13 protein-coding genes are annotated in these 12,659 nt (G+C 48.9%); all 13 read right to left on the bottom strand.

The features are described from left to right. Positions 1-982 (bottom strand): NADH-quinone oxidoreductase subunit C (locus tag Q0Y54_RS08140; RefSeq protein ID WP_297966176.1); only part of this gene is annotated, 982 nt, incomplete at its 3' end. Beyond that, positions 982-2,484 (bottom strand): proton-conducting transporter membrane subunit, encoded by a 1,503-nt coding sequence (locus Q0Y54_RS08135; RefSeq protein ID WP_297966174.1) that lies wholly within the window; start codon positions 2,482-2,484, stop codon positions 982-984. The genes Q0Y54_RS08140 and Q0Y54_RS08135, both read right to left, overlap by 1 nt. Positions 2,485-2,487: 3 nt before the next feature. After that, the gene (locus Q0Y54_RS08130) at positions 2,488-3,117 is read right to left on the bottom strand and encodes a hydrogenase (protein WP_297966172.1); all 630 of its coding nucleotides are present in this window, start codon (positions 3,115-3,117) and stop codon (positions 2,488-2,490) included. A gap of 15 nt (positions 3,118-3,132) precedes the next feature. After that, on the bottom strand, positions 3,133-4,017 hold the full coding sequence (locus Q0Y54_RS08125; protein WP_297966169.1) for a respiratory chain complex I subunit 1 family protein: 885 nt from the start codon (positions 4,015-4,017) through the stop codon (positions 3,133-3,135). Continuing rightward, complete coding sequence (locus Q0Y54_RS08120; RefSeq protein ID WP_297966166.1) at positions 4,017-5,666, bottom strand: proton-conducting transporter membrane subunit; 1,650 nt, start codon at positions 5,664-5,666, stop codon at positions 4,017-4,019. Before Q0Y54_RS08120 ends, Q0Y54_RS08125 begins: the two co-directional genes overlap by 1 nt. Then, positions 5,594-6,004 (bottom strand): hypothetical protein, encoded by a 411-nt coding sequence (locus Q0Y54_RS08115; RefSeq protein ID WP_297966164.1) that lies wholly within the window; start codon positions 6,002-6,004, stop codon positions 5,594-5,596. Before Q0Y54_RS08115 ends, Q0Y54_RS08120 begins: the two co-directional genes overlap by 73 nt. A 15-nt stretch (positions 6,005-6,019) precedes the next feature. Beyond that, positions 6,020-7,360, bottom strand: a complete 1,341-nt coding sequence (locus Q0Y54_RS08110) for a D-serine ammonia-lyase (RefSeq protein ID WP_297966162.1) — start codon at positions 7,358-7,360, stop codon at positions 6,020-6,022. Positions 7,361-7,662: 302 nt separating this feature from the next. Beyond that, the gene (locus Q0Y54_RS08105) at positions 7,663-8,802 is read right to left on the bottom strand and encodes an HAD family phosphatase (protein WP_297966160.1); all 1,140 of its coding nucleotides are present in this window, start codon (positions 8,800-8,802) and stop codon (positions 7,663-7,665) included. Positions 8,803-9,293: 491 nt separating this feature from the next. Beyond that, on the bottom strand, positions 9,294-9,530 hold the full coding sequence (locus tag Q0Y54_RS08100; RefSeq protein WP_297966158.1) for a YdbC family protein: 237 nt from the start codon (positions 9,528-9,530) through the stop codon (positions 9,294-9,296). A 120-nt stretch (positions 9,531-9,650) separates the two neighbouring features. Then, positions 9,651-10,211 (bottom strand): UbiX family flavin prenyltransferase, encoded by a 561-nt coding sequence (locus Q0Y54_RS08095; protein WP_297966156.1) that lies wholly within the window; start codon positions 10,209-10,211, stop codon positions 9,651-9,653. Between the two features lie 22 nt (positions 10,212-10,233). Beyond that, positions 10,234-10,596: a YraN family protein gene (locus Q0Y54_RS08090; RefSeq protein WP_297966154.1), complete on the bottom strand. Its 363-nt coding sequence runs from the start codon at positions 10,594-10,596 to the stop codon at positions 10,234-10,236. Then, positions 10,596-10,940 (bottom strand): EscU/YscU/HrcU family type III secretion system export apparatus switch protein, encoded by a 345-nt coding sequence (locus Q0Y54_RS08085; RefSeq protein ID WP_297966152.1) that lies wholly within the window; start codon positions 10,938-10,940, stop codon positions 10,596-10,598. The genes Q0Y54_RS08090 and Q0Y54_RS08085 overlap by 1 nt, the downstream gene beginning before the upstream one ends. Then, on the bottom strand, positions 10,930-12,659 hold a 1,730-nt coding region (locus tag Q0Y54_RS08080), incomplete at its 5' end, for a hypothetical protein (RefSeq protein WP_297966150.1). The genes Q0Y54_RS08085 and Q0Y54_RS08080, both read right to left, overlap by 11 nt.

Below are 12,659 nucleotides of genomic sequence, written 5' to 3'. Positions count from 1 at the left end.
ATGAATAGTTGCGGTCGGATTGGTGCTGACAATCATCAGCCACCTCATCCATGACCTGATGGATTTTTTCCCTAAGCTCAGGGGTAATATCCTGGGCCACACCGCCGGGAATAATCATCCCCCGCAGGAAACGGTTGCCGGCTACGGCCTCACAAAGGCGCATCAGCTTTTCCTTAAGGCGGCCGCCCAGGCTGATGGCCGGATTAAAGCCCACACCGGCAGGGATATTACCTATATCACCTACATGATTGGTAATGCGCTCCAGCTCCATCAGCAGGGTACGGATAATTTCTGCCCGCCTTGGCACCTGCACCTCAACGGCCTGTTCCACCGCCTGGCAAAAGCTCCAGGTATTGGCAATGCTGCAGGCCCCGCAGATGCGTTCCACAATGGGCAGGGCTTCATAGGGAGTCTTGCCCTCCACTGCCTTTTCAATTCCCCGATGGGTATAAAACAGCTTGGCATCCAGCTGAAGCATGGCCTCACCGGCCTGACTGAAGCGGAAATGACCGGGCTCAATAATACCGGCATGAATGGGGCCAACCGGCACCTCAAAGAGGCCCTCCCCCTTGGCGGTACGCACCTTAAACTGCCGCTCACCACGTACCCTGGCATTGACCTTTACATTCTTGCGCAGAGGAAAAAAGTCCTCCGGGAAGGTTTCGTGAAGCACCAATGGACGAAGATCCGGATGTCCCTTTGGCACAAGGCCAAACATATCCTTAATCTCCCGCTCATACCAGGCTGCCGCCGGAACCACATGGGTTATACTGTCATATTCCAAGGAGCCATTGGGATTAAATACCACCTTAAAGCCGTCCATGGTCCTATTCTCCGGGATTTCAAAATAACAATAAATAACATAGCCTACACCGTGGGCGGTTTCATCCCGCCCGAACATGGCTGTGAGAGGGTGCTGGCCACCAGCCGACATTTTTTCCGCTGCCATCAAAATAGCCTCCGGCATTATAGTCGTCATCATTATGCAACACCTCCCAATACAATTCTGGACGCGGCCTCCAGCAGGCGGTTAAGGAGGGTAATTTCACTTAACCCGGCACTGGCAATGCCACTAAAGATCAGCAAGCCGGCAATGGTCAGGGAATCGACAACACCAAACAGCTCCCCGGAGGATTTCTTTTTGGACTGTCCCCCCATCATCCGGAGAATATGATATAAAATACCAATCAGCATACCGGCCAGCAGTATCAGGGTAATGACCCCCAACCAGGGATGGGCCGCCGTAAAGAAGCCATATATCATGTAAAATTTACTGAAAAATACGCCGAAGGGCGGCATACCCAGAATGGCCACAATGCTCAGCAGCAAAAAGCAGGCCGTCCGGGGTACCTGGACCATCATGCCGTGAATGCGCATCATATTCTTTGTGCCATACTCCTCCATGATAGTACCGGCTGTATAAAACAGGGAATATTTTACCAGGGCATGGTTAAACATATGCAGCAGCATGGCCTGGGCGGCAACCGGAACAAACAGCCCCAGCCCGGCCACCATAAGGCCAAAGTTTTCCATGGAGGAATAGGCCAGCATACGCTTAATATCCCGCTGCACCACCACAAAGGGCACGGCCACTGCAATGGTGAAAATACCGAAAAAGAGACATAGGCCGCTGATAAAATCTATGCCGATGGAGGGCATGAGAATAACGATATTGCGGATAAGCACGTAAATGGCGCAAATACATAAGGAACCGGATAACAGGCCGCTGGTCAGGGCCGGAGCCTCGGAATGGGCATCAGGCAGCCAGGCATGCATTGGCGCCAAGCCAATCTTGGTGCCGTACCCCACAAAGAGGAAGCAAAAGGCAAACTTGGCCATCATCGGATCAATGCTTTTACTGTGCTCCACCATATACAGCCAGTTCAGCGGGCTATCGCTGCCCATGGTGGTAAGCTGAATATAATAAACTATTATGGTGCCCAACAGAGCCAAACAAATACCTACAGTACATACCATAACGTATTTCCAGGCAGCCTCCAGGGAGGTGCGGGTAAATTTAAAGGCCACCAGCAAAGCGGAAACCAGGGTGGTAGCCTCTATGGTAACCCACATAAGGCCCAAATTATTGACCAGCACCACCAGGAACATTATCCACACAAATATATGGGACAAGGCATAAAACCGCCCCTCCAAATAACCGAAGCGCCTAAGATAGCCATACCGCTTATTGGTATCCCGGTCCAAATAGGCCTTACTGGTCCAGGCAAAGGCCAAATACAGGATACCGATTATAATAAGCATCCACATGCTGAGGGCATCCAGATAGATGTATTGACCAGCAAAGGGAATATTGGCCTCAAAGGTCATCAGCAGCACGACAATAGCTGCCCCTACACCGGTTGCCACCAAACGATTCAACCAATGCAGTACATTCCTGCCCAGAAAATTGGCCGCCGAAACTGCGCTGAAAACCAATGGCAGGGCAAGTATTATATATATTAATTCTCGTATATCAAAGCTCATAAATTACCCCTTCAATTTTTTCATTACGCTTGTATCGGTTGTCATGAAGGACAGACGCATTCTGGAAGTCAGAATAACCAGCACTACCACGGCAATCAGCACATCCAGGAACACACCCAGCTCCACCACCAACGGCAAGCCTTCAGTCATCAGCAGGCCAAGAAGATAGATACCATTTTCCAGGGTAATAAGGCCAACGATCTGAATAATGGCCCGCTTGCGCAGCACCATCAAGGAAAGTCCCGTCATAATCATCAAAATGGAGGCCGCCACAATATCACGGCCGGCGGAGCCTGGCATAAGGCGCTCCACCAGGGCATAGCCCATCACCAAAAACAGGGCCGCCGCCATGGTGGAATAATTTACGTTGCTGGCGGAAATAATTTCCCGCTCATTCTTCAGCTTCTTTACCAGACGATATACCGCCCCGGGAATGAATATAACCTTTACAATAAGGGTCAGCACCCCGGGCATTACGGCGTGGATATCACTGCCATGGGAAAAGCCAATGACAAAGCAGGCAATGGCAATAATCACCGACTGGCTGGCCAGACAGATAACTGCCCGTTTCAGATCCGTAACTCTTGTTTGCAGGAAAACCACAAGAACCAGGAACACCACTAAATAATCCATACTTCTGTGACCTCCTTATTCCGCCACAATGGCCAACAGTAAAAGAACAATGGCCGCACCAAGATACACCCGCACCTTGAAGAGGCGCATCTTATTGTTAAGGGTTTCCACCACGCCAATAAGCACAGCCCCCAGAAGAACCTTCAGGGCCAAGGGAATTTCAATGGGCACATAAAGGGCCCCAAACAGGGTCAGAAAAACCACCAGCTTAAGATAGCTGCCCAAATGAATGAGGGACAGCAGCTTGCCGGAATACTCCAGGGTCATGCACTCATGAATCATGGTAAGCTCCAGATGGGTATCTGGATTGTCCACCGGCAGGCGGCTGTTTTCCGCCAGCATAACCAAAAAGAAGGCAACGCAGGCCAATACGGCAGATACGGTGAAAAAGGCCTCATTGTAGTCAATTACCATGGCAGACAAGGTGGTGGAATGGTAGCGGATGCTGTTAATTAGAATAGCCAGCATAACTGCCGGCTCCACCAATACGGAAATATAAATTTCCCGGGAGCCGCCCATACCGCCAAAGGAGGTGGCCGCATCCATGGAGGACAGGGTCATAAAGAACCGGCCCAGGGCCAAAATATATACGAAGATAAAGGCATCCCCAATACTGAACTGGCCCGTTAAAAAGCCCGGCACCATAGTGGCCGCCATAAAACTGGTCATAAAATATACCACCGGAGCCAATACAAAAATAATACCCGTATACGGAGTCAAAATAGTGGCCTTTTTCCACCATTTGCAGATATCAAAATACTCCTGAAAAACACTGGCCCCCTGCCGCTTCTGAAGGCGGGCCTTCACCTTATTGATAATACCGGCCACCAATGGGGCAAGAAGCAATAACACAAAGCCCTGTATTAAGCTGAGGCCGATACTTGTCAGCATATATTCCATTACAATAGTACCCCCCAAATTAATACAACTATCATGGCCACCATGGTGTAGCCAATATAAATACTTACACTGCCCTCCTGAATCTTATGGAAGGCGGAGGAATAATTAATCATTCTCTGCTGGAGCGGCTTGTAGAGCTTGTCATTAAACATATCAGGAATGGACAGCTCATAATGGAGCTTGCGGCCAAAATAAGCGTGCTCCTTGCGGAGATAGGTGGTTCTGCGCTTCGGATTTAAGATACCGTCAAAGGCCCGGCGCAACGGCTTGCTGAAGCCGGTGGCGGAATACTGCTGACGGCTGGTAGGCTCCGTACCGCAATTCCAGGTAACCTCCCTGGTTTGGAAGGTAGAGGACCGATATACGGCAGCCACCATAAATACGCCAATAACAGCAAATACAATAAATATAAGGGCAGGACTGTACAGGGCATAATGGCCGCTGCCGCCCCACATAATTCCCAGGGGATTGCCCATAAGGGTCATGCCTCTGCCGGAAACCACCTGCTGCATAATATTTACCAGAAAATCAGGCATTACACCAACCAAAATAATTAAAACAGCCTCCAGGCCCAGGCCGGCCAGCATGAAAAAGGGCATTTCGTGAGCCTTCTCCACAATACCGGTACGTGGCCGTCCCAAAAAGGCGACGCCATACATCCGGACAAAGCAGCCCAGGGCCGTGGCCCCAGTCAGTCCCAGCACAATAAAGGCAAATACCACCAGCAGGCGCAGCTCAGGTGTTCCCGCCTGCTGAGCAAAGGTTATAAAGCTCTGGAGGGTAAGCCACTCCCCTACCAGACCGCTGGTAAAGGGCATGGAGGAAAGGGCCATGGAGCCAATCAGGGTAAATAAGGCGGTATAGGGCATCCGTTTGGCCAAGCCGCCCATATGCTCAATATTTTTACTGCCAGTGGCATGCATTACACAGCCGGCACTCATAAAAAGAAGTCCCTTCATCAGGCTGTGACTGGCCCCATGAACCAGGGCGGCGGTAAAGGCTACCGCAGAAAGCATGGGCAGGCCCATGGCATAAAGTATCATGCCGCACCCGAAGGCGGAGAAAATAATACCCATATTTTCCACGGAGGAATAGGCCAAAATACGCTTCATATCCACCTCCATGGTGGCATACAGAACCCCCAAAAAGGCGGAAGCAAGGCCCATAACCATAACCACAAGGCCATACCAGAATACATCCATACCAATGAACTGGAAGGCAAAACGGCCAAAGCCATACAGGGCCACCTTGAGCATTACACCGCTCATCAGAGCCGATACATGACTGGGGGCCGCTGGATGGGCATTGGGCAGCCATATATGCAGGGGCATAAGGCCGGACTTCAGGGCAAAGCCGCCAAAGGCAAAAATAAAGGCCACATCCTTCATGTACCCCGTAAGCTGATTGTTGCTCATATCCACAAAGGAAAAGCTTTCTGCCGAGCTGGCCACCAGATAAAAGGCCACCATGATGGCCGCCGTGCCGATATGGGTCATTACCATATACTGATAGGCCGCGCTGACGGTCTTTTTCTTTTCCGACTCGTGATTTACCAGCAGGAAGGAAACCAGGGCCATTATTTCCCAGGCAATAATAAAGGTAAAGGCATCACCGGCAATAAGCACCAAAACAATTGACAGCAGAAACAAATTCCAAAGGCCCCCAAGGCCCTGATTCTGCTGCCAAGATATCCCTTGCCATAATCAATGGCATAAATACTGATAATCGCCCCGGCCACGCCAGTTATCAAAAGAAAAGCTCCGCTCCAGCCATCGGCCTGGAGCGTATAGGGTCCCCAGGCCACATCGATAAGCCATGTGCTGTCAGACAGCATAAGATAGCTCAGGGAAGAAAACATCACCAGACAGCTGGCCGCAACCGAGCAAAGCATACCAAAATAGTGTGCCACCAATTCAGCCTTTTTGGGCCAAATAAATGTCACCGCTCCCAACAGATACACCAGAAGGGAAAGTACCATTAAATCCATTTTTTCAACTCCAAATCAAACTTTTTTCGCCAATAGCTCCTGACGAATATTCTCCGGCACCAGTCCTCCGCCGGTGGCCCAAATAATATGTGTTGCGTTTTCCATATACCGAAGCAGATTATTATCCTCCAGATAATCCCTCATTTCCGGGGAATGGCTCCAGCATACGGGCCCATGAATGGCTGCACAGGAGCTTGGCTCGATGAAAATACGTTCCGACTCCCACAGCAAACGCAAATAATCAAATAACCGCTTATCCTTTATGGTAATAATACCGGAAAGAAAGGGCTTAATAAAATCCCCTATAACAGATGATGGTCTACCCACGGCCAAGCCATCAGCATGGGTTTTGCCGGACAGGCCCACATCCTGAACCGTAATGTTATTGTACAAGCCCGTCACCATACCCAAAAGCATACAAGGGGCCTGGGTAGGCTCAACAAAAATGCAGTGTACATGGTCACCCAGAAATTGCCTGAGACCAAAGGTAATGCCCCCCGGGGTACTGCCCACACCACATGGCAGGTATACAAATAAAGGATGCTCCTTGTCCACTGCTATCCCCTGCTGCCGCAGCTGCTTTTTTAAACGCTTGCCGGCCACAGCATAGCCCAAAAACATATCCTTGGAATCTTCATCATCCACGAAATGACCATTGGCATCCACCATGGCTTCAGCCTTGGCCTTGGATACTACATCACCGTAATCCCCGTCATAAACCTTTATAATTACCCCTTTGCTGCAAAGAATATCCTTTTTCCACTCAGCAGCATCAGCAGACATGTGAACTATGGTTTCATAACCTATAGCCTTCCCCACAAGACCTACACTGAGGCCCAAATTCCCTGTAGAACCGATATGAATTTTTCTCGTGGCAAAGAAGGCCCGGGCCGATGGACTGCCCAGCTTACAGTAGTCATCCTCGTAGCTGTCCAGCACACCGTTGTCCACCGCCAGTCCTTCAGTATATTTAAGCAGCTCGTATACGCCTCCCCTGGCTTTAACGGAACCGCCTATAGGCAATTCACTGTCCATTTTCATGTAAAGTCTTCCTGCCAGATTGGCCCCGATTTTTTCCCTATTAAGGGCCTTCCTCAGCTCCGGCACCTCAATAATGGGCGATTCGATAATCCCCTTTGCCTCCACGGTCTCAGGAAAAATCATCTTTATAAAGGGAGCAAACCGCCTTAGCCGCGCCTCAGCCGAATCAATATCAGAGGCCGTAAGTACAGAACGAATTATTGCATCATTGTTGGGCAGCTTGGCGTTATTTATCCAGGCCACCTCAATGGCATTTTTTATATCTGTAAATAAAATCTCACGTTTTTCCAGTGAAGAAAGGCTATCCAGTTCCATATATCATAACTTCCTTTCCGCGGGTAAATAACCCTCCATAGTTTTTTGCACACAAAAAATGTGGCGTCAAAACCACCTAGAATATTATACATATAATGCCATAACAGTTCAATATAAAATCACCACAATAGAAAAAGGCTGCCTGTATTAAATCAATACAATAGAATAAAGCTGCCTGTACTAAAATCAATACAATAGAAAAAGGCTGCCTGCCAGCTGAACAGCTCACCTGACAAACAGCCCCACATGCCTCAATGCATGTTCTTTAGCCCAATATTGTTTTTTTCTGGTCTATGGGAGAATTATTTATTGAATACCGGAGCCTTCTGGAATTCCTGAGAAGCCGTCTTGGTTACATTGTAGCCATAAATGGTCTTCCAATCCTTGGCCATGGAAATTGGGGTAATGCCATACTTCTCGCAGAAAGCCTTGAACTTGTCGCCCTTGGCCTGAGTACCCCAATCACGAACGCTGTCATCGCAGCATACGCCCATGGCGAAGCTCTTATACTTAGGGTTAGCAAGTGCATAGTTCAGCATGGAGCCATCGGAGGTGGAGTTACCAAGGGCAATAACCGGCTGAATACCGATCTCCTTGGCAATGTTCTGAACCTTACCAGCCTTGTTGTCAGTGAACTGGAATGGGCCACGCATAACCTTATCCTTGGCACCGTCCTCATTAAAGAGGAAGTACTGGGAACCGGCCCAGCCCTGACGCTCCATAACAGGTAAGCTGTCAGTACCGATTACATGGTCAGCATTGATGGAAGGAATAGGAGCCTTCAACGCCTGACGAACCAGCTGACGGTCAGTACCGGTTACAACGTAGAAGTTGAAGCCGTTGTTCTGGAGATAGGTAATAACCTCTACCATTGGCAGATAGAAAGCCTCGGCAAAGGTGCAGTTGGTAAGACCATCCAGCGGAGCATTGCTGAAGAAGTTATCTACATACTTGTCAAAGTCCTCCATGGACATCCCCTGGAAAGCATAGGACTGTGCCCGGTCCTCACCTTCATCCATGTCAGCGGAAATCTTGCCCTCCTTGGCTGCCTTCAGGCATTCCAAAGCATAAGCCTTTTCAGTTGGGGTTGGGTTGTAGGTTGGGTCATTGAAGATACGATGGAAATACAGATACCACTCAGAATAAGTAGGTGCCAGCTCACCGTAGAAAGTACCATCCATATCAGATACGCATACACGATCCTTTACAGGAATGAAGTTAGGGCTGTTCGGATTGGTAACATCCTGAACATAAGCCTTCAATGCCTTAAAGGAAGCAGAATCCTGATTCCAATACTGGAAATTGGAGCCATCGGCCTTAACATTTATCTGTGCAATTTCCTGCACAGTAGCTGCCTCGGTAGTAGCCATGTCAGCGCCTACAGCACCAAATGCCAATCCCAGTGCGATTAATGCGGATGCCAATTTCTTGCTTGTCTTCATAAATAAACTTACCCCTTTCGTTTTTCTGCACACCCCTCAGTGCACAACATAAAATTAAAATTCCGTTCAGTTATTCTGAACATGATTATCTAATTCTACATACCTTTCATAATTCCTGCCAAAATTGTAAAAAAAATGAATTTTTTTAAAAATACACATTTACGTTTGTTCAATAATCATAAGATTACAAAAAATCAGTCAATAAGCCATAATGTATATCAAAGTGTATACGGTCTAGTGCCTCACACAATGACATATGTTATGCGTCGCCTAACTCATGACGGAAATCACGAGTGTGCGGCGGCACTGTATCAATATATTCACGGAGAGCCTCGGCCACTGTCATCACAGCATTTATTCCTGTAACTGTCATTTATTTCTGTAACTGTCATTATGAAATTTCAATAAAAAATGGAGGACCCCATCAGTGAGTCCTCCACTCTTTTACATTATTGACATGCTATGTTTACCTTATTGACATATCATGTCTGTCAGATTGCCAGTTCATTCAACAGGTTTCTCAGCACCACAATCTCTTCCTTGGTGAAGGTGACCCCCTTCCCCATACGGCTTCTGTCTGGAGACCACTCCCGGATGTCATATTTCGGATTAAGGTGATTCCATGAAACTAAATTCAGTTCCTTGTGCCAGCCTCGTCTGTCCTCAGCAATTACCCCGAACTCCTCCTTAATTTCACAGGTAATTTCTTTTTTGTCATTTCTTTCCATAATAACAGTCACTCCTTTTAATTAATATTTTAAAAGCTGTTTGTATTTTATCAAATAATGTTTGTTTTGTAAATAGAAAACAATAAAAAAGAAGGTTAGTTTTCTAACCTTCAAAATTTATCACATATTTCCATCCCAATGACGAAATAAATCATTATCTATGTTTAAGCTGTCGCAAATTTTTCCAACAAGCATATCCACCAAATCCATCAGTGTCCTGGGCTGATGATAAAAGCCTGGGCAGGCCGGAATTACCATAGCCCCCAAACGGGACACCTTCAGGAGGTTTTCCAGATGTCCGGCATGCATAGGAGTTTCGCGGGGCACCACTATAAGGCGGCGGCCCTCCTTTAAAATCACATCGGCGGCCCGGGTCAGGAGATTATCTGTAACCCCGGTGGCGATACAGGCCACGGTTTTCATGGAAGCAGGCACCACCACCATGGCATCGGCCCGAAAGGAACCACTGGCAATGGATGCCCCAATATTATGTACATCGTACAGCAGGTCGGCACTGCTTAAAATTCTCTCATAAATATCAGGACACTCAAACCTCACTACCTTGTTGCCGCTATCGGTGAGCACCACATGTACCTGATGGCCGGCCTCCTTCAGCACCTCTATGAGACGAAGGCCATAAATACTGCCACTGGCCCCCGTTATTCCTACAATAATTTTCATACTTCCTCCAAAATCCCCACGATTACCCGGCTTCAAAGGCATTCTCTATAAGCCTGAAGCTCATAGTGCCGCTTTTAGGAGCCAGGATTTCCAGCACGTCAAAGCGGTAAAGGCAATCGTGAAGTCCCTTATACCGTATATACATCTTGGCAGTACGGACTATTTTTTGCTGCTTGAAATAGTTTACTGCCTCGGCCGGGGCCCCATATTTCATGGTGCCTCTGGTCTTTACCTCCACGAAGGATATGGTATCCCCCTTGCTGGCAATAATATCTATTTCCCCGGTCTTGGCCCGGTAATTTCTCTCCCGGATAACATACCCGTGATTTTCCAAATACTGGGCAGCAGCCTGCTCCCCCTTATTTCCCAAAATTTTCTTGTTCATTATATGCCTTTCATAGGCGGCATCTGATTTTGCTGTTCCTTGCGCCGCTGGTCTATCCTATATACATAGGCCAATATTTCTGCCACGGTGGTATACAGCTCCGCCGGGATTTCCTTATCAAGCTCCAGGGCCATAAGCATATTTACCAGGGATTTATTCTGATAAACGGGTACCTTGCCCTTTTTCGCAGCCTCCAAAATGTTTTCCGCCACATGGCCCTTGCCCTTGGCCACCACCTTTGGTGCCATATTTTTTTCCGGGTCGTATTTCAGTGCTACGGCCTTTTTCTCTGCCAAAGGATCCATTTCCGGCTCTTCCTGAGGCCGCCTTCCTTTATTCATCATGGTTTACAGTTCCTATTCTTAAATCCGTCAAATTAATCGGCGTATCATATAGGGCCTTGCGGATAGCCGGTAAATATTCCTTAAATTCGTCTACGGCCTCATTGTCCGAGAACACCACCCTAAGGTTCAAATTATTCCCATCATATAACCGGCAAACAACATCCACGGCCCCTATTTCATCTGTCAGCACACAGACTCTAAACCAGGTGTCCTTGCGGGTTACACCATATTCGTCCTCATGGGGCGGTTCATCATAAATATGTAAATATGCCGGATAACTGAGGGTGCCATCCCCCACATAAATCGGCATCATATAGGAAATGGATTTTTGCCCGTCGGCCTTAAAGGCACCGTCACTATCCATGGACCCCTTTACAGCATTGGTAAAGTTGGTTATTTCCTTGCTGGCATTTCTATATTGGTATCCCTTCATTTTTTTCAGTGTACCAATATCTGCCAGCTGCATAAACGCCCACAGCTTCGGCAAGCTGTCAAAGCCCATTTTTTGAGCTGCCTGCTGCACCGAGGCAGGTATATTCCCCTCAATGGTGCGGAGCAGGGAATTAAGCTGCTTGGCATCCTGCTCAGATAATATTCCCTGATTTTTATTGATAAAATTATTCAGGAGCTGAGCCTCCTTGGGGGAAAGCTCCATATTTTTCATTATCAGCTGACCGGCATCCTTCAGGGCCAGGGCCACCTGCTGACTGTCCATGGCCGGAAGCTGATACTGATTACCGGTATTCCCTGCAGAAGCATTATTATTTTCTATTGGCTGATGAGAGCCAAAGCGATTAAAAATACTCCTAAACAGGGGATTTTGTTCCATAGAGCCATTCATTCTTGCCGAGGTGCCCTCATAGGCCATACCGATGCTATTAAGGCGCATATTTATAGGCTCACGCCCAGGAAGATTAGGATTGGCCCCGCTATAGTCACCGGTCTGCTGAGCCGATGCTGCCGGATTACCCGGAGCATTTGTCCATGTAGGCTGTTGGGCTGGGACAGCAGTATTGCCCTGAACCGGCTGACCGGACTGACCAGCCTGATTTGGGGCTGCGGCAGACATGGTGCCGGAATTGGCCAGGGATTGACCAGCCTGAATTGGCTGACCTGACTGAGCCGATTGACCGGCTATACCGGCCGGGCCGGAAGCAGACTGGGCCCCCGAAGCCATGGCTGCCGGCTGGCCGGATGGAGCTGGCTGAGCTTCCTGGGACATGGCCCCAGGTTGACCGGACGGAACCGATTGGACTGTCTGGGTCATGGAAGCAGAACCCGGCTGTCCGGCACCGCCATTACTGGGGGACAGAGTAGTAGCATTGGATATTGGCTGACCAGCCTGGGAGGATTGGCCAGGAATATTGGCAGCAGCTGAAGCAGACGGATTTCCCGAAGGCGTTCCAGCAGTCTCACCCGCTAAAGCCGTCTGAGCCAGACCGCTATTGGCTGCAGCCCCGGACTGGGTTCCCTGAGGCATCGTTCCCTGATTGGCCATGGTCCCGAACTGGGTTCCCTGAGGCATCGTTCCCTGATTGGCCATGGTCCCGGACTGAGCTCCCTGAGGTACAGCCCCCTGATTGGCCACCGCTTCGGACTGGACTCCCTGAGGTACAGCCCCCTGATTGGCCACCGCTCCGGACTGGGCTCCCTGAGGTACAGCCCCCTGATTGGCCATGGTCCCGGACTGAGCTCCCTGAGGTACAGCCCCCTGATTGG

Origin of the sequence: uncultured Anaerovibrio sp. (genome assembly GCF_947302755.1) — a bacterium.
Lineage (GTDB): Bacteria > Bacillota > Negativicutes > Selenomonadales > Selenomonadaceae > Anaerovibrio.
Note: the sequence above shows the minus strand (reverse complement) of the source record. Positions and strands in the feature narration are given on the sequence as shown.